Raw genomic sequence first — 21,646 nt, forward strand, 5'->3', positions numbered from 1 at the left:
CCTCCAGGGCTGCTAAATCAGGTCTGGATCAGGCGGTTGATGCTGGGTGTTGCCGGTCTGGCTTGTTCTTTTTTTCAGGGCAGGTTCGCTCTTGGTCGACGCGGGCGAGAGTGTAAGAAATAATCTAACAAGCTGATAAATAGACTATTTATATCTGGACTCGACCAACGGATTCAAGCGGTGGATGAGGGCAAGGTTCCGTCTGACGTTGACATGCGACAGGTACGGCCTTTTCCACATGAGCTTACCTGTCGAATTTGAATGAGGTGGAAGGGTTCCACCAGAGAGTTTGCTTTTCACCGGGTCAGTCCGTTCTCTTTGGTTGCAACAATTGTCCGGGTTGTTACTGGCGCTGAAGGCGACTTGTCGGCTCCTGGTAGAGAGAGCTGCCGTTGTTGGGGTTTGGCTGCTCAGAAGGATCCCGATCACCGTCGCAAGTGATTTAGAGGGCGAGTTTGTCAATGCCGGATTGTGCTGCGGTTATTGGGAGTTCCGCGGTGAAGGAGTGCGAGGAAAAAGCGGCGTTAGTTAAGAAACGCGGGGCACCCGCCAGCCTGTTTGAATCCTGTTCGCGCATGGCTGCAAACACCGAACCCATGAGGTCCTAACAATGCTTGTTTCCAAAACGAGGCGTCTTAAGCGCCAAGAGAATTGTACTTCTAAAATGAGCGGCGGCAAACGCTTGGTGTCGCTCTCGATAAAAGGCCTGCCGCAGGTTTATGCGCGCACGCTCTGGGCGGTTGATTCCAGCGCCACGACGATTTGGTTTGTTGAGGGGCGAGAAGTTCACCGTTATCGCATTCATCGTAAAAGTGACTTTCCTTATGCGGAAAAGGTCTGCTCTACCGAACTGCCAGGCGAGGTAAGCAAGATTGTTACCGCAGAAGATGGTGCGTTCTTTGCCGTTCTCGACCGTGATTGCGAGACTTGGGAAATTGTCGAAATCGGTGATGCGTCAAGCCGGGCCGTGAAGCGGCTTGATAGAGAACCTACCGCGATTGCGGCGACCCGACGTAGCCTTGTTTTCGTGACTCCCGGACAGGGGCTTGATCGACCTGAACTGATAGTTCTCGGCCGGCGCGACGGCCGCGTGGCAAGGCGCCTGCCTCTTGCGTCAGAAAATGTGCGCATACGGGTTGGTGCCGGAGACGAAGTGCTTATTGCTGAACAGGGCGGCCGTCTGCGGTATGTCGATACGTCCAGACGCGAAGATAATTGTGGGCGAGATCCCGTTCCGCCCAGAACGCCGCCGGGGCAACCGGACGATTGTGACAAATGCCACGCTGGCTGTGGCTGCCGGTGCAAACCGCCCCGCCGACCCGGCGGGCATGACGAAGTGCCGGGTGATCCGCCGAGACAACCGAACGATCCGGACGGGCAGTGCGTTCCCGGTGATGACGGCGTGCCGGATCGCTGCTGGGTGACGACCTATTTGAACGGCAAGGTGATCCGCATAAACATATGCGAGCCAACGGATCCAACCTGCGTGGCAACGACCGGTTTTCAGGTGCGCCGCATCGACCGGACAAGACGTGCGCTCATCGCGACATCTGACGATGGCCGCCGTCGTGCGGTCCTTGAGTCGGATACACTGCGCGTCCTTCACCAAACGCGTACAGATCAGGCCGCCGTTGCCATGGCGTCGGCAGCTGCCGCGGATGCCCTTTTTCTGCAGACCGAAGCCGGTGAGATCCAACTGCTGGATGCGGCACCGCTCCTGAGCTTGGATGTCGCTGCACCCGTTACTCGCTCAGCCGTTCATGACGGCGAGAGCCCGGTCACTCAGTACAGCCGGGATGGAGTTCAGGTCGGCCTGCGGACGGTTCTGATAATACCGGTACTGGAGCCGGGACAAGCCTACACCGGCAACACCGATGAGATCGCCGACTATTATGAGATGCAGGATATATTGGCGCGGGTGCAGGATTTCTATGAAGAAGCAACCTATGACCAGCAGCCCGATCACTTTGGTTTAAGCGTTCGGTTCCTTTGGTTCGGAGCTCATACACCAACGGTCTACACCGGACCACCGGTGCGAATCGAAAAGCCGTTGAAAGAATATTGGGGTCCTGCATGGGACCCGGGCCACATCAAGAGCAGCGTTGATGTTCCGATGACAGGCCTGATGTTGGGTTTTTCCGGGGATGAACGCCTTGAAATAACCTGCGAGCCCTCGCCTGAAGAAACCTATGATCCGTTGAACTTTACGATCCGTTTTCCCGCTGCAAGCTATCGAAGCCGGATCTCGAATGGCACACCGGCAGTTACTTATCAGGCGTCTCTTATGCCGGCGCGAGCAATCGCTGTCGATGGCGTTGACAGGCAAGGAGCGAACTTCTTTATTTCGGTCGATACGTCGATCCTTTCCGGACAGACAGTCCTCGAACTGACGCGTCTTGAACTCATCGGTTCGACCGATCCGCTGGAGGCTCTTGCTGATGTACTGGAAGAGCTGCTGGAGAGCGCAGAGCCGGGGTTGTTCCAACGCCCATCGGTCGTTTGGCATGACGACGGTGATGAAACCGGCATGCTTCATGTCACATTGCTCTTTGCCGATGCGCCTGGCGGGGTCGCTCCGCGCGTCACGAACTTCAACATTGACGATCTGCTAAATCATGTCGGTAGTGGATCGACTGCAGCAACCTTTTCGATTCCTGGGGATGAAGGCACGCTTCAGTCTTATCTGCGTCGCAACGTGACTGATGCCCATGTGAGGAATTCGGAGTTTGGGCCGGATCTGTCGGAGTCCTATTTCGACCTCGACAACAACTGGCAACCCTGGGTGCGCTTGGAAGCCGGTGTGCTCGAAACACGAATAAGCTTATCCACAAAGCATGGACGCGATCCGGCTGTCATCCGTTTCGACAATCAGATCGGGCTGGATCAGATCGGCATGGATATGCCTGTTGAAGGGATCGGCGCAGATGCCTCCTACAGCGGGGGCGGTGGCCCAAAATTCGAAAACAATGACCTGTTTGACGATGTCTATACAGCGATGATCGACGCCGCAATCGATAGCTGGGCCGGACCGGCAGAGGCCGCCATCGACGCAATCAACAGGCGATTTAACTGCATCGGACTTGAGCAATTTCCTTTCGAATGCGCATTCGATCTCATTCACTCTGTTGTTGTGACTCCCGTCTACCCCGGCCCGCCGTTTAGCGGAACGAGCACGGAACCGGATTTGGTGAATGGTGAACGCGGCGCGTCAAAAGGCACGACGATGTCGGATCTCAAGGCCGAAGAGCGCGCGAAGCCGGTGCTGCCGATTTCATCGAATCGCCGCAAAATCATTATGAAAATTGCAGTAGACAGCGCGACAGACTCTGACCGCGCGAGCCGAAGTGCTGGGACGCTCGCGCACGAACTCGGCCATGCCTTGTTGGGCCTTCCCGATCTTTACAGCGGAGGCAGTTTCCGTTCGGACGTGCGCTACATGGGCGGGCATTGCCTGATGGGTGACAGCGGTTCTTTTGCTCATTTCTGCGCTTACAACAAACGCATCAAGGGTTGGCTTGATGATGATGCAATCCTTATCCTGGATCGGCCCTCGGGTGAGGAAGAAATCGATCAGGAAGTTGTGCTTATTCAGTTGGAGCATTGGGATCCGACTTTCGACGCCGCGACGTTAGATGCGATTGCGCAAACTGCGTTGAGCGGCATGGCTCCGGGTACGCCGGTTAAGGCAGCGGTTTATCTGCGGCTCGGAGGTGACGGCCGGCAGTTTGATATTCTCGAGTTGCGCGGACCTGGACAGCGGTTTTCCAACGGCATCACGCCGCCGCGCGTCGTCGTCAGCAATGCCATTGACCCTGACGACGACAGCCGTTATTCCGACATCGAGGTCGAGGGCGCTGGAACGACCGAAGACGTGCTGGAGCGTTACCGTAGAAAAGTGCACCTGCTATCCAGCGCATTGCGAGAGACGACAATCGGCACTGCTGATGCGACTTACGATTTTGCTTCGGATCCGGAGTTTCCCGAAGTTGGGCTGACGGTCCAACTGCTGGAATGGGGGACCGGGTCGACGTCATCCGGAAGTTTCTCTATTGCCCGGTTGCAAATCGCTTGGGAGCGCGGGGCGGCCATCAACCTGGGTTTCAAAGATGCGACCCCTGACTGGCAAAGCCCGGACATCGCCGTCATCCGGCCGGAAGACATAGATGACGCTGGGAATTTCGAATTTCCCGAAGATCAGGAGGACGTTGAGTATTTCCGGATACCGCCGGAAGGCGGCGCGTCGTTACCTCACGAGATTGCCGTGAAGGTGTGGAACTTTGGTGATGCGACGGCCGAAAACGTTCAGATCGGGTTGATCCGGCGAAGGCCGAAAGGCGGCGGTGGTGGCGATTGGGAGAACGACGCTGAGTTTTTGGAAACGCTACCCGACCCGGTGCCGCCATCGACGGATCAGTCCCCGCCAATCATTTCCTTTGATTGGGAAGTCGAAGAAGACTCTGAAACTCATCTTTGCTTTCGTGCGCAGATTGGAGATCGCGATGTTCCCCGGAACAATGACGGGGTTGCGCTGGCCTCGGATGACACGGATGCGTCCAACGACTGGGCACAGCAAAACGTGTTCGAATTCGAAGCCGAAGCCGACAGTCCTCCTGATCCCGTTGAGTTTACGTTCGAGGTCAATAACGCGGGGTCATACGTCGAGGATGTCTCGGTTGTGCCTGCTGGTCTCGATGCCGGGGCAGTGGTGAAGGTTACGCCGGACCGGATGAGAATTGCGCCGAGGTCGCGCGGTTACTTTCGCGTTCGGGCTGAGTTGAGCGAGCGTTTGCTCTACGCGAATTGCGGAAAAGACATCGATTTCCGGCTGGAGGTCCTGCGGCTGGAAGATCACGCGCAGGAGCGCTGGGGCGCATCGCGCTACGTCATCAAACCGAGATTCAGAACCGAAACCGTCTTAAACGGCGGATTAATGCCGGAACGGCTGACACTCTTCGGTCATGTTAGCCCCGATGTGGGCGCGCAGGATGTGTTGCTGCAGATTCAGCGTGTCGGCCGCCCGACAGTTTGGACGAGAGTGCCGCTTGGCCCCGCGTCGACATTCGATTTCGAAATTGAAGACGACTTTCCGGCCAATGAAGAAGTTCGCGCCGTCGCTTACTTTGACGGCAGCTTCGAGCATGCGAAATCTCGCTCAAAGCCAGTATCGTTGACCTGGCAGGTACAAGGGTAACGACGATCCTGAGGCCGGCCTAGCGAGGGACGATCGTTTTACTTTGAGTCGAAGCAAAACGATCGTCCACACGAGGGCAGTCTGAGTTCTGCCCATTTCGTTCGTGTTGCTGGCTTGACTACTCTTCTTGCTGCTATTCGGAGCGCCTACCGAAGGACACACCATAGGCTGGGTTGCGGATGGCCAGGATCGGGTCGTCGGTTGGCCCGATTCCCGTCGGCAGATTGTTGGGATCGAAGACGAAGCCGGTACAATCATCGTCCGCACCTTTCTCGACGACCCGGTCGATCACCAGCCGGCCAACATTGACCTTGCGGCGGGAGTCCGGCCAGACGGCAGTTGGATCGTTGAGCGGATCACCGACCTCCGCGACCTGCAGCGAGATCTCCCATTGGGCGGGCCCGCGCACCAGGCGGTCACGCAGTTCCTGTTCAAGGAAGCTGTCGGGGAAGGTTTCTTCCTGCTCCTTGGTCAGGCCCTCGAAGCCGCCGACCGGCTCGACGCTCCAACGTGCTGCACGTTCTTCTACCCCATGATCCTCGAAGAGAAAGGCATGGGTCGAAAAGTAAGGTGCGGTGGCGTAGCTCGCAGGAGGCGGGGTTTTGGAGACGTAGTTCAAGTGCGCCATGACGTTGGGATTGGCTTCGTTAAAGGCCTTAATCTTGGCCGGGTCTTTCTGGCCCGTCGCCGGGTCGGCGGTGCGGACCTTCAGAAACTCGACGAACTGTGCGGGGTTGGCGGCAAAGAAGACCGGCGCAGAGATCATCACCAGATCCAGCTCTTCTTCATTCGGCAGATGAAAGCGAACGCCGAGGCCGCGTACGGAACGCCCTTTGTCGGAGGCTTTCGGATTGCCGCCACCGATCGAGAAGCGGGCGGTCACCGGCATCGCGGAACCTTGGAACAATGGCGTGGTCGAGAAGTCCCTGCCGTGCGGGGAAGGGATGAACTGGCCTGCGGCACAAAAACCCTTGGCATGGGAGCTACGTTCTTTCGCATGCCGGCCAAAGACGCCGTTCAGTGCATTGATCGTGTCTTCCGGGCTGGGTTGGGCATCGGCTGCCTGGGCGAAAGAGGCTGGGCTGGTGAGAAGTGTCATGGCGAGGAGTCCTGCTGCAAAGGTTCCGATTGATCTAGTGGTGCCTGACGCCGGTCTGGCGTGTGCTGGGCGGTCTGCGTGCGATTTCCGCATGATTGCTCCCTTCCGGATTTCTGTGGTGGCGAGACGCTATCACATATAAAAACAATAACAACAATTAATATTGTTATAATTATCATTTTTCATTGAATTTCAAGCGATATGGATATAAATAATTGGAGAATAAGAGAAAACGGGTGAAGCCATGTCCACGAAGGACGATATCCTTTCGCTGTTGCGGCGCGAATCGCTGACTGTTACCGAACTTTCAGCCCGGTTGGACGTTACCCGCAATGCGGTGATCGTGCCCCTGCGTCAGCTTGAAGCTGACGGCTTGATCCAAGGCGCCGAGCGCCGGGACAAGAGAGTGGGGAAACCGGCGCTTGAATACACTGCCGTGGCGGGCCGGGAGGATGTAGCGTCGCGCGCCTATCCACCTTTTGCCGAACTCTTACTGCAAACGCTGCCCGAACATCTCTCGCGCGATCAGATCAGCCGCTTGATGCAGCAGGTCGGCCGGAAGATGGCCACCCATCTGGACGCGGATGCAGAAGCAGGCTTCTCCGAACGCCTTAAGGCGGCGACCGATTTTGCCGACAGCGTCGGCGCCGAGACTGTGGTTGAGGAAACGGGTGACGGCGCGGTAGTGCGCAGTTATAGCTGTCCGCTCGGGCGGGCCGTCCGTCAGGAGGCTTGCGTATGCTCAGTCATCGCCGCTTTCTTCGCCGAGGTGACGGACGCCGAGGTTGACGAGCAGTGCGATCGGGGCGAGAAGCTCTTTTGCAAGTTCGTGATCACTGAGTAACCGGCGTCAAGGAGTAGGGCATGGCGCGTGGCTGGACCATGCATCAGGTCGATGCTTTCACCGATCGGATCTTCGCTGGCAATCCGGCTGCAGTGCTGGTGCTTCCGGATTGGCCGCAGGCCTGGCCCGAAGACGGTCTGCTCTGTTGTATTGCCGAGGAAAACAACCTCGCCGAGACCGCCTTTGTCCGCCGTCGTGGCGAGGTCTGGGATCTGCGCTGGTTCACACCGGTTGCGGAGGCGGCCTTCTGTGGTCACGCGACCTTGGCGACTGCCCACACTTTGGCCGAAGAATTTAAGTTAGCCGGCGACTTCTCTTTCGAAACCCAGGTTGGGCCTATCCATGTAAGTCGAAACGGCGGAAGCTACCGTCTCGATATTCCGTGTTTTCCTCCGGAAGCGCTGGGGGCTGTGCCGGCGCCGTTCGAAGAGATCTTCCCGACCGGTTATATTGCTGCCTTTCGCAACTTCGAAAATCTTTTCGTCGCGTTGCCGGACGAGGCGGCGGTACGCAGCTTCTTGCCGAACCTGACTCTTATAGCTGAACTGCATCCACTCGGACTCGTGATTACCGCACCTGCAGATGCCACTGTTCGAACTGACCCAGCCCGACCCTACGACTTCGTCTCACGCTATTTCGCACCTGGCGCAGGTATTCCCGAGGACCCGGTCACCGGATCGACACATGCCACCCTCGTGCCCTACTGGTCGGCAAAGCTTGGAAAGAACGAATTAAAAGCCTTCCAAGCTTCGTCCCGCGGCGGATATCTGGGTTGCGAACTGAGTGGTGCGCGTGTCTTGCTGACCGGCCAAGCCGTAACCTATATGAAGGCCGAGCTTCTTTTGTAACTTTTTAGAATCTGGGCAGATCGTTCTGCCAGCACCAAGTGACTTGCCGTGCAAAGTGACATATCGTCCGGAGACTGGCGTTTCTGGAGCCGGCAACCCACGACCCATTGGAAGATAAGAAAAGCGAGCGCAGAATGATTCTGGACGGCAGTGCAGTCACTTTGGAACAGGTCATTGCTGTCTCCAAAGACGAGGAGATGGTTGAACTGTCGGTGGGTGTTCGGACCCGTCTGGCCGAGACCCGCGCGCTGATTGACGGTGCTTGGATGACCGACGACGCGCCCCTGATCTATTCCTTCAACACGGGTGTTGGAGCTTTCAAGGATCGCCGGATCGCAGTTGAAGACATCAAGCAATTTCAGACCAGCCTGATACTGGCACATGCGACCGGTTTGGGAGAACCGCTGTCGATTGCGGCAACCCGGGCTGTGATGCTTCTGCGGCTCAACGCCTTTTGTTCGGACCACTCCGGTGTGACCCTGCCGGTCGCAGACCGCCTCATCGATTTTTTGAACAAGGGGTTATCTCCGATCATACCGGCCCAAGGTTCAGTCGGTGCCTCAGGTGATCTGGCGCCGCTTGCGCATATGGCAGGCGCACTCTGCGGGTTCGACGAAGCCGAGATCGTTTTCGAAGGCAAGCGGATGCCGGCGCGGCAGGCACTGCAGGCGGCAGGTTTGTCCTTAGAGCTCGATCTCCAGTCCAAAGATGCCTCAGCCCTTATCAACGGCTCCACCGTCTCTCTGGCCGTTGCGGCAATTGCCTTATCCGATGCCGAGCAAATCACCAGGCATGCGGACATCGGACTGTCCTTGTCGCTTGAGGCCATGCGCTGCGAGAAGGATGCTTTCGTTCCGGCTCTGCACGATGCACGGCCGCATCCCGGGCAGCAACTCGTCGCCCGAAACGTCGCTGCATTGACCCGTGGGTCGAAACGCATGTCGGTCGAGGCCCGTGATGTCGTTTTCCCGGATGAAAATCGCGGGGAGGGAAGTCCCGCCGTACCAAGGGTACAGGATACCTATTCCTTGAGATGCGCCCCGCAGGTGCATGGACCGGTTCGTGAGGCCTTGATCTACGCGCGCAGCATCGTCGAGCGGGAAATCAACTCGGCGACCGACAACCCCCTGATCGTAGAGGATGGTGCTGGGCGTCGCGCGGTTTCGGGCGGGCATTTTCACGGCCAGTACATTGCCCAGGTGATGGATCTGCTGGCAATCGCGATGACCGATCTGGGCTCGATCGCTGAACGCCGCATCGCGCGCTTGATCGATCCGGCCATGAGTTACGGTTTGCCTCGGAACCTGGCGTCGGGAACACCCGGCCTAAACACCGGTTACGCCACCGTGCAATGCTCCATGTCGGCTCTGGTAATGGAAAACCGGACGCTGTCTGCGCCCGGGTCCGTCGACTCAATTCCCGGCAAGGGAAATGCCGAGGATCACGTCTCAAATTCTATGTGGTGCGCGCGCAAAGCCAGCCAGGTCGTCGGTAACGTCCATTCGATCATTGCCACCGAAATTCTCGTCGCAGCGCAAGCCCTATCGTTGGTGGACGATATTGCCGGCGGTCATGAAACTTCACCAGCGACCTCGGCGATCATGGCATCGATCCGCAAAAAGATTCCCGCGCGGCTCGAAGGCGATATCTGGTTCGCGAAGGACATGGACGCCATTGCGAGCCTGGTCCGGGAAGGAGCTGTTCTGGCAGCCTGCGAAGCGGTGATCGGCGCACTGGAGTAGACCTCTGCAATACGGTCAGCTCTTTTACTGTTTCTAGGAATTACTTAGGGAAACGATATGAGGCTCTATCTCATCCGGCATGGCGAATCTGTAAACAACGCCATTCAATCCAGTAACAGTGACTTCAAAAGTAGAGTGCCTGACCCGGAGCTGACCGAGACGGGCCATCGACAGGCAAAATTGCTGGCAGATTATTTAGCTGATCCACTGGGTGACCCGTTACAGCACCCCTCCAATGTGGGAGAAGGCAGGAGTCACGGCTTTGATTTGACCCATGTGTATTGCAGTTTGATGACGCGATCCATTCTGACTGCGCAGTATGTTGCAAAGGCGTGTGGTCTTCCTCTCATGGCGCACGCCGATATTTTTGAGAAGCAGGGCGTTTATGAAGAGGCTGCTGACGGAGCAAAAGTAGGATTGCCCGGACCGGATCGAAAGGACTTCAACGACAGGTTTCCGGATCTCGGTTTGCCTGCAGACCTGAGGCACGGCGGCTGGTACAATCGCCCCGCCGAGACACCAGAGCTGTTTCTCCTAAGGTCGAAACAAGTCGCGTTGGAATTCGAGCGACGCCACGTTGGCACCGACGACTCAGTTGCCATGATAATTCACGGAGATCTCATCGATCAGCTCATCAATGAGTTTACGGGGCTTAGTCGTCGCGACGAGAACTACAGCAACCACTGGGAGGGCAATTGGGCTGTTCACAATACCTCAATCACACGCGTCGACTTCAACTCAAGATCAAAGGTCGTTGTCTATACCAATCGGCTCCAGCACCTCTCTCCTGAACTGATTACCTGGTAGCGCAGGATTTCACACCAAATTTCCGAATGGCGGAGCGTGGGTTCCGCTTTTGACGACGTCCGATGACATTTCAGGACAGCGACCGCCGTTAAACGTCTCCGGTTAACCGCCCGTCCAGTCGTGATTCCTCGCTCCGGACTTCTTCGCCAATTCTCAACCTACGCTCACGCAAGTGCCATCACGTCGATGGAAATCTTGCAATCTGAATTCAGAAGGCCGGAAACGGGAAGGCCGGTTGAGGCTGGACCGGGGTTGGAATAGTAGCTGTGACGGACAGACATATTGCCGTGTAGTTCCTCGGCAGAGGCGCCGCCGACATAGTGCGCTGTCAACTTCGTGACATTGCTGAAGGACATACTCTGCGCCGCCAGTGATTTCTCAATACCGGACATAATCACCTGCGTCTGCTCAACAAGGCTGCCCGTGGGATCGGCACAAATGCTGCTGACCCAGCAGGTAGAGTCGTTTGTGCGCGTGAACGCCCTAAGCTCTCGATCGTCGTGTGTTATCAACTCGCCCGGTGCTCCGCCTGCGCAGAACGTCAACGCGCCCGTCACACACTTGCGGCCGTGGGTTTCCACAATAACGGCGGCGTCGGGATTTGTGATCAGGTCGTTTTCAATGAAGCCATACCGGGTGTGTTCATCAATGGAACTTGAAACAAACCAATGGTCGGAGATCAGTTGCCCGGCGCTCAAGCCCTCTAAGTCCAGTGCGGATGATATGTCCTTAAGGCACAATGACAAATCATCGTCTCCTTCCAGACCGGCGCAAACCGATGCCCAAACGATCTCTCCTGATTCAGCGAGCTGGAGGTCGATATTGCCTGCCGCTTTGGTCGATCGCGCGACGGTTCGCACGCCCAGGAACACGTCGACCTCGATCATCATGCCGTCGTAGTAAAAGTGAGGGACGGGGATCGGAACAATCACGGGCTGGTGTTGAAATCGATCCTGGAAGATTCTGAGTGCAGAAGCGCCTTCACCGGCATCTGACTCGGCAAAGTAAACGTTGAGCTTGCCCACTGAAGCCACATTGAACCCACCCCGGTGCACAACGCTCTCAATCATGTCGCAAACAAAAGCAGCTTGGGTGAGCAGTTCACCGGGCGCCACGACCTGGCCGTGTTGATCGAGTGGACATTGTCCGCAGGTCCAGCCATAGCCGGAGTCGGAAACCATTGCCGAAACCGGCACATCTACCTGCATCGCGAAGACATCAAATGGTACGTGGTTCCGCTTTCCCAATGTCTTCGCCCCCTGTATTCGCCCTGAAGTTTACATCTTATTCAGATCTATTTCTTCGTTGCATTATTCGCTAGGGGTATTGCCCCGCCCGTCCGACGCGGCACGGTCGAGGATCATGATCTTTTGCCAGATCTTCCGCGTGAGGTTGGTCGAGAGAGCCTCCAGTTCATTCACCGTTTCGATTACGACCTGGTCCTGCATGCTCTGTGTGTAGAGGGCGGCGATCTTGCCCGAAAGGGACAGCATCTCGGAACAATAATCGAGGTAACGTTGAATTTCGACCCGGCCCATGGTGCGTTTGGGTGAGCTCGCCGTCGGTTCGATGGCATCGAGCAGGACGCTCGGATCCTTGGTCAACTGATGCATGTCGATCACGTGGATCATCGAGCGCAGGGAGTGAAGGGAGACAAGGGCCTGCTTCCGTTTCCAGCGTCCCTCCAGGCTGACGATGAAAGCGATGCCCAGTGCGACCAGTATCGCAATGTTGGCGGCGGGCTCGATGATCTGAACCAGTGTTGCCGCTTCGGGCAGCGGTGAGCTGAAATGAAGCTCCTTAAAGACGAAGCCGAACAGGATGACGCCGGCGGCCAGAATGCCAAACGTTGTCAGCCGCAGCCGCCAGTTGGGCTGTTCCAACGCGAGTGCATCGTCACGCATCTTGCGGGCGATCTTTGTGAAATCCTTGGCAACCTTGCTCAGACCCGCCTCGGGAAACCGCTCGCTGACCCGTTGTGCCAGCGTGTCGACAGTGGCGATGATCTTATCGGCGTTGAGCGTCATCTGCATGTATTTTGTCTGCCTGAAATCCATGTGATCGGGGCAAGCTCTGGCCCCAGAGACTGGTGCTAAATCTACGTCAAATTCGTTAAGGGATTTATGAGGGCCGATAGATGATCGCTTTAATCGGCGTCGGGCCAGACCCCGTTGCGGGGTTCAGCGCTTCCGGGCAGTTGGACAGCACCGTTAGCACATCCATCTCCGCGCGCAGGTCGACGAAGTCGCCGGGCTTTGAAGCGCCGTCGACGATCATCGCCCGGCCATCTTCGCCAACAGGCACACGCATGAAGAAGTTGACGTTTGGCACCACGTCACGGGCACCGAGCCCGTGCCGGGCCAGCTCTTCTTCGAAGTTTTGCTGGCAGCAACGCGGATTGGTCTGGCCGTAACGCACCTCGTCCAGTGCAAAAGAGCAACAGCCAAAGATGGTGTCGTGTCCGCCGCAGGTATCTTCGATGATGGTCATCATCCTGCGTGCCCGTACGGAATAGAGAACCGATCCCTTATCCAGGTAGATTTGGCCTGGAATCTTGATGCTGTTGGGAGCGTGATAGCGTTCTTGCGGATCAGCCAGGTTGTAGCAAAGAAAATCGATCGCTTGCTGTCCTTCCAAGTCGATCAGCCGGAGAATGTCGCCCTTGCGAACTTTGCCGCTCCAGGGCTGTCCAGCGGCAACGACCGTGTCTTCGATAATCTCGGCACCGGGTATCATGCTTTTGTTCCTCTTGGGACGTCCTGCAGTTGTCGTCACGAAATCATACGACGTCAGAGCGCGTTCACCCAACAATCCCCGCGATTACAGGCGCCGGAGAGTGTCGTACGCGATGCCGAGGCCCAGGCCGGCGAAAACGAATCCAAAGGCCGCGGTAAGGCCACGTCTGGCGTCGTTGAACTTCCTGACAACCAGTTTCGAAGAAAAGACGGTCGCCGTGATTGAGTGGCAGAGCACCGCGAGCAGACCACAGAGGACGACGACTCCGACCAGGAATGCCGCTGAAGCATTGGCTGGAACGAAGGCCGTGAGGATTGAGCCGAAGAAGAAAGCGGCTTTCGGGTTTGTCAGGCTGACAAGCAATCCGTTCAGATAAGCACGGCGCGCGTTTGCGTGAGAAGGTCTTGGCGTGAGTGCTCCGGCATCCATAGCCAGCGCACTGCAAAGGGCTCTGGCGCCCAACCATATGAGGTAGGTGGCGCCGAGGATACGAAGCCAGAAAACAATACTCGGAAAAAGTTCGAAAAGCGCCGTGACCCCCATGACAGCAAGACCAGCCCAGAATACGGCGCCGGTCGAAAGCCCCAACCCGGTTAAGATGCCATTGTAGCGTCCCCCGATCATGGATGCGCTCATGACGGCGATCATGTTTGGGCCCGGCGTGATCCAGGCGACCAGATTTACGAACACGATGAGCAGCAGCGTGACGAGCAGGTCCATCGGGGCTTTTCCCAGTTCCTCAAGATTGGCACGAGCGTATCAGGACAGAGGCACGCGCTCCAGGATCCACAGTTGCGTTCATTGTGGCTCAACAACCGTTTGTCTGCTGACGGCAAGCAGGTCGCGCGCCTCTTTGTGTTGGAAGTTGCAACGCCGTTCCAAGCTAGATCCCCATGTGCGGCGCCTTGATGTTTCGGGGTAGCCGTATCCCTTCGATCGAGCGCTATACGAGTTCCAAGCTGTTGGAACCCGAAGCTTGATGAGCGGTGACGGGAATACCTGTCGCCTGGGAGACCATTGGCGTTCTGGCCGTCAATTCTGGCATTGGACGTATCTGAGTCTGAGCGGAGGTGCAAAGATATAAGATTTGGAATTTGGAATTCAGTACGCAGTGTTTCGTGTTTATATCAGTTTTTGCAATGTCATTGACTTGTCGCAACCTGGAGCAGTTTCGAAAGATATAATTATCAGCATATTACAATGAAAAACTTACCTTTTACATTAAAAATCATCTTCCGGTAAGTCGATCAAGCTGCCCGGCTCGCTGAGTGCGTTACGGATATAATCTGGGATCGGGATGGCTTTCAGATTGCCGTCTTCCTCGATCCGCGCATGAATACGCACTGCCCGGCCTTCGGTGATGACCGCACCATCTGAAGCCTGAACCGCCTTGCAGTCCCAATGCAGCGAGGAGGTGCCCATCTTTGCCAGCCGGATCATGGTGCGCACCTTGTCGCCGTAAGCCGCAGGTCCGACGAACCGGAAGTGCACGTCGCCCATGACGAAGGCAGTGCGGTCCTCCTTGATCAGTTTGTTGGTTGGAAAGCCCAGGGCACGCAACAGCTCGTGTTCGGTCTCGTTGAACCAGGTGAACATCATGGGATAGTAAACCAGCCCAAAGGGATCCGACTCCCCCCAGGCGACTGTCAGTTCCCGCGAATACATGATCATTTAGTGCACTCCCCGTTTAGCATTGTAGGCTCAGGGTCGCCATTCGGACGCATTTGTCCAGTCGAATGTTGACGGGTGAGGGGAGGAGGCCTCGAGGGTTTTTTGTGGATGCGAACGATTGTGTTTTATGATTCGCTTCCCTGCTAACCTGCCCGCGCCTAATTATTGCCGGGGGACCTAATGGCCGCATATGTGATTTTCGATGTCGAGATCCACGACCGGACCCGCTACATGGAGTTTATGGACAAGGTCAAGCCGGCCCTTCAGGAGGCCGGCGCGCGCTATCTCGCTCGTGGCGGGGCGCACAAGGTCTACGAAGGCGACTGGGAGCCGCGCCGGATCGTCCTGCTGGAGTTTCCTTCCGTCGCGGCCTGGGAAGGCTTTTACAATGGCGCGACCTACCAGGGCCTCAAGGAGATCAGAGACGCCTGCAGCAGCGCTCGGCTGGTCGGCGTCGAAGGTTTGGAATAACCCCAAGGCGCGTTAATGATGATCCATTGAGCCGCCTTTGCTAACGCTCCTTGGTACAGGGCCTCCGTTCCCGGACCGGCTTCCGCTTATCGCACCGCGATGCAGGTGCAGGGCGCCAGGTGATTGACCTTGTAGGAAACGCTGCCCACCAGCAGGCCTTCCACTTCGGCAAGTCCGCGCATGCCCATGACGATCAGATCGGCCCGGTCCTTCTCGGCGGCCTCCAGGATGCTGTGGGCGGGTTGGCCATCGAGCAGCGCGGTCTCGATTTTTGAGAGCCCTTTGTCGCTCGCGATTTTTTGGGCACGTTCCAGAACTTCCGCACCGATATCCTTCAGGACCGCATCGGGGATCAGCTGCACCGCATAGGCTTCGCCCATGGCCAGGCCGCCGACGGCGCGGACATTTTCGAGGGCATCCAGGGTCTCCGCATCCAACCGGTCCTTGTCAACCACGCCGAGCAGCAGCTCGGGTGTTTGGCCGTGCAGTAACACATGGACAAATTTTACGGTTGCGCTGAACTTTGCCGCCATATCACAAGCCAGTTCGGCCGCTTTGACCGCGTGACCTGATCCATCAAACGGCACCAGGATCCGCTCCACCGTGCCCAGCCCCAGTCTCTCCTTGCCGGCATGTACGGTGACGCAGGTACAGGGCGCCAGATGAAAGACCTTGTGAGAAACGCTACCCATCAGCACTCCCTGCAGCGGGCCTGCGCCGCGGCTGCCCATCACGATCATGTCGGTGAAGGGGTGCTTCGCATGATGCAGGATGCGCTCACCTTCCTCGCCCCAGTCCAGCTCGGTCTCGATCTCGGCCGCGCCCCGGTCCCGCGCGCAGGTTTCCGCATTGTCGAGGATCATACGGCCCATATGCTCGAGCACCTGCAGGCGCCGCGGCCAGTTGTGGTGATCGCTGGTCCAGCCGCCCTTGCGCTCCGCTTTGTCAAAGGAGTATTCGGCCGCTTCGAGAAGCGATTGGCGCGGGCCGGCCTGGCGCAGCCCGACATGAAGGATCTTCAATTGCGCGCCCATCCCGGCGGCCAAATCAGCCGCGACCTCCAGGGCCGTATTGGCGTTTTCGGATCCGTCGACGGGAGTGAGTATCTTCTGAACCATTTGAGTGCCTCGCAGCAAGCTGATGTGCCGGCGGGCAGGGCCAGTGTGTATGATTTCCATTCGCGGCGACCGCGGCCGGTGAATTCCGCAACCCTGCGCTCGCTCTACTCAGAAGACTAGCGGCCGGTGCGGGCTGCGTCGTTGATGTGGGTCAAGCATGGGCCTGATGTAATGGCAGTCACAGACCTCTGGCAAGATGGATCGAGTTTCATGATAATTCCTGACCAGAACACCTTCTGCAATCCACGCCGCTTGTTTCAATGATTGATCTACAGGACCCACCCATGACCTACGAAGAATTCAACGCCTTCTGCGGCTCTCTGCTAGCCACGACCCATGTGGTCCAGTGGGGCGGAGCCGATGTCTGGAAGGTCGGCGGCAAGGTCTTCGCCATTGGCGGCTGGGGCGACGATCAGCCGGGCTTCACCTTCAAGACCACCGAGCTCTCCTACGAGATCCTGAAGGACCAGCCGGGCCTGCGCCCGGCGCCTTATCTCGCGTCGCGCGGGATGAAGTGGATCCAGGATTATGCCCAGCCGGGCCTGTCCGACGACGACCTCAAGGACTACCTGCGCAATTCCCATAAGATCGTCTCCCAGGGTCTCTCGAAAAAGAAACAGCGTGAGCTGGGACTGATCGAAGCATAGAACCGGTCGCCTGTTCGCGGGCGAGCATTGACGAAACCTCCGTTGCCCTGCGTCCAACGCCGGGCATTTCCATCGACTCTTGACGCTTTCGCATTTTTATTTTACCAATTAGTAAATTAACCAATTGGTAACATTCAATGGCAACACCTCAAGCAGGCGGAAACCAACTCGACGTCACGCTCTCGGCGCTGGCCGACCCGACACGTCGCGCGATCCTGGCCCAACTGGCTTCCGGCGAACGAACCGTCACCGAGCTGGCGGAACCCTTCGAGATGACGATGCCGGCCGTCACTAAACACATCAAGGTGCTGGAAAAAGCCGGGCTGGTCGAACGCAGCAGAGAGGCGCAGAAGCGACCCTGCCGGCTGCGCGCGGCGCCGCTCAAGGCGGTTTCGGACTGGGTCGAGGACTACCGGCAATCCTGGGAAGAGAGCCTGGACCGACTGGGCCATTACCTGCAGGACCTTCAGTCGGCGGGAAAAGGAGACGGCCGTGGCCGCAAGAAACCCCGTCGCAAATGAACTGCTCTTCACCCGCATCTACGATGCGCCGCGCGCGCTTGTGTTTGCCGCCTGGACCGACCCGCAGCACATCGGCAAATGGTGGGGGCCAAACGGCTTTACCACCACGACCCACGCCATGGAGGTCAAGGTGGGAGGTGTCTGGGACTACGTCATGCACGGCCCGGACGGAACGGACTATCCTGGCAGAGGCGTCTACAGCGAAATCGTGGAACCCGAACGCCTGGCCTTTTCCCACGTCGGCGGAAAGGCGGATGATCCGCATCTGACATGTGAATTCTTCGTCACCTTCGAGGAGATCGACGGGCGAACGAAAGTCACGCTGCGCATGATCTTTCCCACGGCGGAGGCCGCTGAACATGCCAGGGATCTCGGCGCCGAAGGTGGTGGAACCGAAAGCCTGGAACGTCTGGCTGATGTCCTGCGTGAAGCCGCAGCTTGAGCCGTTTCGGACCTTCTTTCTTCAATTCGGCAACGTGACAGAACAGGAGAAGGCTATGGCCAGAGAACTCGCGATCCTGACCTTCCAGACGCTCGACGGCGTCATGCAGGCCCCCAAAATGCCGGAGGAAGACACCTCGGGCGGCTTTACGCAGGGCGGCTGGGCGGATCCTCATTGGGACGGCGTAATGGCGCAGGTCGGGAGAGAGGCCATGGCCGCGCCCTACGATCTGCTGCTCGGCCGGAAAACCTACCAGCTCTTCGCCCCCCATTTCGCCCCCGCCGGCGACGCAAACCCCATGAACGCCGCGCGGAAGTATGTCGCCACCTCGACCCTGGACCAGCTTGAGTGGAACAACTCGGTCGCTCTCACCGGAGACATCGCCGACGAGATTGCATCCCTTAAGAATCAGGAGGGACCATTGCTCCAGGTCCACGGCAGCTGGCAACTGATTCAGGCTCTTCTCACCAACGACCTGATCGACGAGTTCCGGATCTGGACCTTCCCCGTTCTTGTCGGCGCAGGGAAGCGCCTCTTCAGCGAGGGGACGGTGCCGAGGGGCCTGACGCTTATAAAAGCGGGCACGACTGCAACCGGTGTGACGATGGGACTCTACCGCTGGTAACCTAGTGTGGTGGATTTGAAGTTCCTATCTTTATTTGGATAGGCACTTCATAGGAACATCAAATCTGAAAACCACACTAGCTCAATAAATTAACGGGTGTCCTTATCGAATCTGAAGTTCGAAAAGTGCTGGCATCAAATGATACGAACTTCAGATTCGGGACACTAGGCTATCGGGTCAGTGAATTGAACTTGCGTCGCTTCAGTCAACCTTCCGCTGAAGAACGAACGACTCCGAAATGCCAAACTCTCCGTTCGAAATCGAAATCGGGTGAACGTTGTTTTTGCTCGGGAAACTCCGAACGCTTGGGGGTATGAACTGTTGGTTTGTAACGAACGCGTAGAAATTTTTAACACGTGAGACTGACAATTCTAAAGTCTGGTTTTCGTCAGAAGGCAGACGTAACAGGCGCAGCAAACTGTCCTCTCCTGTCGCGTCTAAAACGCTCAGATCGTTGATATTATCCTTATCTGCATTGATTGAATTCGCCTATCTGGTCAGCGGGGCGGATTGGGCATTCCTGTGCTCCTGACTCTGTAAGGGCTGCTTTCGATAACAAACGTGCTAGATTGTCATCATACCGCAACAAAGATTGCGTAGAGCGTGACCGAGAATAGGCCGTATAGCTGATGACGTGAGGAAGCGATTGCATTGGCTTTTCAGTCGAGGTGTAGGTCGGCTCATAACCAACTAATTTTCAGTAAGAAGGAAGGTGGCATGAAAATGAGTGACAAGGAGAATATTTCGTTCGACGAGTTCGATGAGATGAACAACCCGCGTCCCGAGGAATGCGAGTTCGACCGGGTTGTCGAGAGCGCCATTTCGCGCCGGGGGTTCCTCGGCGTCGTTGCAATGGGAACCGCTGGCTTCACGGCCTCGGCTGCATTCCCGAACTTTGCACGCGCTGCGGCAGACCGCTTTGGCTTCGAGCAGATCGAAGCGTCGGTCGCGGACACCGTTACAGTGCCGCCCGGATTTAACGCGACGCCGATGGTCAACTGGGGTGACCCGCTGTGGTCGGATTCGCCCAAATTCGACTGGTCTGTGCGTGGTACTGCCGAGCAGCAGGCCAAAGCCTTTGGTGACAACAACGACGGCATGTCGATTTTCACCATCGACGGGAAAACCGTGTTGGTGATCAACCACGAATACACGAACCGTGACGTCGCCAACGCCCATCGCGAATCGAAGCTGCCGGAAACCGATGACGACGTGTTAAAGGGCATGCTGGCCCACGGTCACACGGTTGCTGAACTGGCAGAAATCGATGGTAGATGGACCATCGTCAAGGACAGCCCGCTCAACCGTCGCATCACGCCGCAGACGCCGATGGAGTTAACCGGACCCGCTGCCGGGCACGACTTGGTCAAGACCGCTGCGGACCCGACTGGCACAAACCTCATCGGCACCTGGAATCACTGCGCCAATGGTGAAACACCGTGGGGAACTTATCTGACCTGCGAAGAAAACTTCAATGGCTACTTCCGGTCGTCCGACCCGGACATCGAGATCTCTGCCGACAAAAAGCGTTATGGCGTCGGCGCGAAGGACTGGGGCTACGCCTGGGCGCAGATCGACGAACGCTTCGATATCTCCAAGCACCCGAACGAGTGCAACCGAGCGGGATATGTCGTCGAGATTGATCCCTCCGATCCCACATCGACCCCGAAGAAGCGCTCCGCCCTTGGCCGCTTCAAGCACGAGAACGCCGAACTCGTGATCAACCGGGACGGCCACGTGGTCGTCTACCTGGGTGACGATGAACGCGGCGAGTTCCTCTACCGTTATGTGTCAAACGGTGTCTATTCCGTGGGCGGCCCGACCGACGACTTGCTGGACGACGGCAAGCTCTACGCCGCCAAGTTCGATGAAGACGGCACAGGCAAGTGGTTGGAACTGTCGGAAGAGGCCACCGGCATGTCGGCGGCCGAGATCAGCATCTTCTCACGCATGGCAGGTTCCAAGGTTGGCGCCACCACGATGGATCGCCCGGAGTGGGTTGCCAGCCATCCGAAAAAGGCCGAGGTTTACTGCGCCCTGACCAACAATAAGAACCGCGGCATCAAGCCGAATAAGGGAGGAGACGAAACCCCGGTTGGCGGCCCGAATCCGCGCAAGGGCAACAAGTACGGCCAGATTGTACGCTGGATGCCGGAAGGCGGCGACCATACGGCGGACAATTTTGCCTGGAACCTGTTCGTTCTCGCTGGCAACCCGGCAGTCCATTCGGACGACAGAAAAGGCTCGTCCAACGTGAATGCAGGCAACATGTTCAACTCGCCTGACGGCATCTCCTTCGATAATAACGGCATCCTCTGGATCCAGACCGACGGCAACTACTCGAATGAGGAAGATTTTGCAGGTCAGGGCAACAATCAGATGCTGGCCGCCGACACGGAAACCGGCGAGATCCGCCGCTTCTTGGTTGGCCCGATTTCGTGCGAAATCACCGGCCTGTCGTTCTCGCCGGATCGCCGCACCATGTTTGTCGGCGTCCAACATCCCGGCGAAAAGGGCAAGCCCAGCCACTGGCCGGGTGGCGGTGACAGCGTGCCCCGCTCGGGCGTTGTAGCTGTGCGTCGGGACGATGGCGGCGTCATCGGTTAAGACAGGCTGCTAGACCGGATCACGTTTTAACAGAAACACTACGTGTTTTCGATAAAACGTGTGAATCCGCTCTAACTCAAATAGGTAGAGCAGATTCACAAGTACGACAGATCGCCTTCGGCGATCCCGTCTAAACTTGATCTGCTCTAGTCAGCTGAATTTAAGTGAGCCGACTGGCTGCCTGAAAACGGCCAGTCGGCTCTTTTTTATATTCCGACTCAGTAAACATTGTCCCTGGAATTACGGCCATTCGGCAACGCTCGCCCCGCCTTCACTG

18 protein-coding genes are annotated in these 21,646 nt (G+C 57.3%); 11 read left to right on the top strand and 7 right to left on the bottom strand.

Going from position 1 to position 21,646, the window contains the following annotated elements:
• The first annotated feature begins 664 nt into the window (after positions 1–664).
• Positions 665–5,191, top strand: coding sequence for a hypothetical protein (locus tag QMZ18_RS14440; RefSeq protein WP_282607010.1), 4,527 nt, complete (start codon positions 665–667; stop codon positions 5,189–5,191).
• Between the two features lie 133 nt (positions 5,192–5,324).
• Here the strand turns inward: QMZ18_RS14440 and QMZ18_RS14445 are convergent, their stop codons facing one another.
• Positions 5,325–6,290 carry a catalase family peroxidase gene (locus QMZ18_RS14445; protein WP_282607011.1) on the bottom strand — a complete coding sequence of 322 codons (966 nt, stop codon included), beginning with the start codon at positions 6,288–6,290 and terminating at the stop codon, positions 5,325–5,327.
• Between the two features lie 244 nt (positions 6,291–6,534).
• Here QMZ18_RS14445 and QMZ18_RS14450 point away from each other — a divergent pair, with 244 nt between their 5' ends.
• The 4 genes from QMZ18_RS14450 (at position 6,535) to QMZ18_RS14465 (ending at position 10,531) form a co-directional block, all read left to right on the top strand.
• Positions 6,535–7,134: a metalloregulator ArsR/SmtB family transcription factor gene (locus QMZ18_RS14450; RefSeq protein ID WP_282607012.1), complete on the top strand. Its 600-nt coding sequence runs from the start codon at positions 6,535–6,537 to the stop codon at positions 7,132–7,134.
• Positions 7,135–7,154: 20 nt separating this feature from the next.
• The gene (locus QMZ18_RS14455) at positions 7,155–7,982 is read left to right on the top strand and encodes a PhzF family phenazine biosynthesis protein (RefSeq protein WP_282607013.1); all 828 of its coding nucleotides are present in this window, start codon (positions 7,155–7,157) and stop codon (positions 7,980–7,982) included.
• Between the two features lie 134 nt (positions 7,983–8,116).
• A complete protein-coding gene (gene hutH, locus QMZ18_RS14460) occupies positions 8,117–9,724 on the top strand; it encodes a histidine ammonia-lyase (protein ID WP_282607014.1) in 1,608 nt (535 codons plus the stop codon).
• 57 nt (positions 9,725–9,781) lie between these two features.
• Positions 9,782–10,531: a histidine phosphatase family protein gene (locus QMZ18_RS14465; RefSeq protein ID WP_282607015.1), complete on the top strand. Its 750-nt coding sequence runs from the start codon at positions 9,782–9,784 to the stop codon at positions 10,529–10,531.
• 164 nt (positions 10,532–10,695) lie between these two features.
• Here QMZ18_RS14465 and QMZ18_RS14470 read toward each other — a convergent pair whose 3' ends face one another.
• The 5 genes from QMZ18_RS14470 to QMZ18_RS14490 form a co-directional block, all read right to left on the bottom strand.
• Positions 10,696–11,778, bottom strand: coding sequence for a hypothetical protein (locus tag QMZ18_RS14470; RefSeq protein WP_282607016.1), 1,083 nt, complete (start codon positions 11,776–11,778; stop codon positions 10,696–10,698).
• Between the two features lie 63 nt (positions 11,779–11,841).
• Positions 11,842–12,564, bottom strand: a complete 723-nt coding sequence (locus tag QMZ18_RS14475) for a hypothetical protein (protein ID WP_282607017.1) — start codon at positions 12,562–12,564, stop codon at positions 11,842–11,844.
• Positions 12,565–12,652: 88 nt separating this feature from the next.
• Positions 12,653–13,267: a DUF1989 domain-containing protein gene (locus QMZ18_RS14480; protein ID WP_282607018.1), complete on the bottom strand. Its 615-nt coding sequence runs from the start codon at positions 13,265–13,267 to the stop codon at positions 12,653–12,655.
• An 84-nt stretch (positions 13,268–13,351) separates the two neighbouring features.
• Positions 13,352–13,987, bottom strand: a complete 636-nt coding sequence (locus QMZ18_RS14485; RefSeq protein ID WP_282607019.1) for a LysE family translocator — start codon at positions 13,985–13,987, stop codon at positions 13,352–13,354.
• 501 nt (positions 13,988–14,488) lie between these two features.
• Positions 14,489–14,938 carry a thioesterase family protein gene (locus QMZ18_RS14490; RefSeq protein ID WP_282607020.1) on the bottom strand — a complete coding sequence of 150 codons (450 nt, stop codon included), beginning with the start codon at positions 14,936–14,938 and terminating at the stop codon, positions 14,489–14,491.
• A 180-nt stretch (positions 14,939–15,118) separates the two neighbouring features.
• Here QMZ18_RS14490 and QMZ18_RS14495 point away from each other — a divergent pair, with 180 nt between their 5' ends.
• Positions 15,119–15,409 carry a DUF1330 domain-containing protein gene (locus QMZ18_RS14495; protein WP_282607021.1) on the top strand — a complete coding sequence of 97 codons (291 nt, stop codon included), beginning with the start codon at positions 15,119–15,121 and terminating at the stop codon, positions 15,407–15,409.
• Positions 15,410–15,495: 86 nt separating this feature from the next.
• Here QMZ18_RS14495 and QMZ18_RS14500 read toward each other — a convergent pair whose 3' ends face one another.
• On the bottom strand, positions 15,496–16,527 hold the full coding sequence (locus tag QMZ18_RS14500; protein WP_282607022.1) for a universal stress protein: 1,032 nt from the start codon (positions 16,525–16,527) through the stop codon (positions 15,496–15,498).
• A 284-nt stretch (positions 16,528–16,811) separates the two neighbouring features.
• Between QMZ18_RS14500 and QMZ18_RS14505 the strand changes: the two genes are divergently transcribed.
• The 5 genes from QMZ18_RS14505 (at position 16,812) to QMZ18_RS14525 (ending at position 21,369) form a co-directional block, all read left to right on the top strand.
• Positions 16,812–17,174: an MmcQ/YjbR family DNA-binding protein gene (locus QMZ18_RS14505; RefSeq protein WP_282607023.1), complete on the top strand. Its 363-nt coding sequence runs from the start codon at positions 16,812–16,814 to the stop codon at positions 17,172–17,174.
• Between the two features lie 137 nt (positions 17,175–17,311).
• Positions 17,312–17,695 carry a helix-turn-helix transcriptional regulator gene (locus QMZ18_RS14510; RefSeq protein WP_282607024.1) on the top strand — a complete coding sequence of 128 codons (384 nt, stop codon included), beginning with the start codon at positions 17,312–17,314 and terminating at the stop codon, positions 17,693–17,695.
• Positions 17,667–18,137: an SRPBCC family protein gene (locus tag QMZ18_RS14515; protein WP_282607025.1), complete on the top strand. Its 471-nt coding sequence runs from the start codon at positions 17,667–17,669 to the stop codon at positions 18,135–18,137. The genes QMZ18_RS14510 and QMZ18_RS14515 overlap by 29 nt, the downstream gene beginning before the upstream one ends.
• Before the next feature lie 55 nt (positions 18,138–18,192).
• Positions 18,193–18,762, top strand: coding sequence for a dihydrofolate reductase family protein (locus QMZ18_RS14520; RefSeq protein ID WP_282607026.1), 570 nt, complete (start codon positions 18,193–18,195; stop codon positions 18,760–18,762).
• A gap of 717 nt (positions 18,763–19,479) precedes the next feature.
• A complete protein-coding gene (locus tag QMZ18_RS14525) occupies positions 19,480–21,369 on the top strand; it encodes a PhoX family phosphatase (protein ID WP_322097219.1) in 1,890 nt (629 codons plus the stop codon).
• Positions 21,370–21,646: the final 277 nt, after the last annotated feature.

Origin of the sequence: Pelagibius sp. Alg239-R121, from assembly GCF_947331435.1 — a bacterium.
In the GTDB taxonomy this organism is placed as follows: domain Bacteria; phylum Pseudomonadota; class Alphaproteobacteria; order Kiloniellales; family Kiloniellaceae; genus Denitrobaculum.

Excerpts from the sequence above, each read along its gene's own strand:
- QMZ18_RS14440 (WP_282607010.1), top strand. The coding sequence starts at position 665 with ATGAGCGGCGGCAAACGCTTGGTGTCGCTCTCGATAAAAGGCCTGCCG.
- QMZ18_RS14445 (WP_282607011.1), bottom strand. The coding sequence starts at position 6,290 with ATGACACTTCTCACCAGCCCAGCCTCTTTCGCCCAGGCAGCCGATGCC.
- QMZ18_RS14450 (WP_282607012.1), top strand. The coding sequence starts at position 6,535 with ATGTCCACGAAGGACGATATCCTTTCGCTGTTGCGGCGCGAATCGCTG.
- QMZ18_RS14455 (WP_282607013.1), top strand. The coding sequence starts at position 7,155 with ATGGCGCGTGGCTGGACCATGCATCAGGTCGATGCTTTCACCGATCGG.
- hutH (WP_282607014.1), top strand. The coding sequence starts at position 8,117 with ATGATTCTGGACGGCAGTGCAGTCACTTTGGAACAGGTCATTGCTGTC.
- QMZ18_RS14465 (WP_282607015.1), top strand. The coding sequence starts at position 9,782 with ATGAGGCTCTATCTCATCCGGCATGGCGAATCTGTAAACAACGCCATT.
- QMZ18_RS14475 (WP_282607017.1), bottom strand. The coding sequence starts at position 12,564 with ATGCAGATGACGCTCAACGCCGATAAGATCATCGCCACTGTCGACACG.
- QMZ18_RS14480 (WP_282607018.1), bottom strand. The coding sequence starts at position 13,267 with ATGATACCCGGTGCCGAGATTATCGAAGACACGGTCGTTGCCGCTGGA.
- QMZ18_RS14485 (WP_282607019.1), bottom strand. The coding sequence starts at position 13,987 with ATGGACCTGCTCGTCACGCTGCTGCTCATCGTGTTCGTAAATCTGGTC.
- QMZ18_RS14490 (WP_282607020.1), bottom strand. The coding sequence starts at position 14,938 with ATGATCATGTATTCGCGGGAACTGACAGTCGCCTGGGGGGAGTCGGAT.
- QMZ18_RS14495 (WP_282607021.1), top strand. The coding sequence starts at position 15,119 with ATGGCCGCATATGTGATTTTCGATGTCGAGATCCACGACCGGACCCGC.
- QMZ18_RS14500 (WP_282607022.1), bottom strand. The coding sequence starts at position 16,527 with ATGGTTCAGAAGATACTCACTCCCGTCGACGGATCCGAAAACGCCAAT.
- QMZ18_RS14505 (WP_282607023.1), top strand. The coding sequence starts at position 16,812 with ATGACCTACGAAGAATTCAACGCCTTCTGCGGCTCTCTGCTAGCCACG.
- QMZ18_RS14510 (WP_282607024.1), top strand. The coding sequence starts at position 17,312 with ATGGCAACACCTCAAGCAGGCGGAAACCAACTCGACGTCACGCTCTCG.
- QMZ18_RS14520 (WP_282607026.1), top strand. The coding sequence starts at position 18,193 with ATGGCCAGAGAACTCGCGATCCTGACCTTCCAGACGCTCGACGGCGTC.
- QMZ18_RS14525 (WP_322097219.1), top strand. The coding sequence starts at position 19,480 with ATGAAAATGAGTGACAAGGAGAATATTTCGTTCGACGAGTTCGATGAG.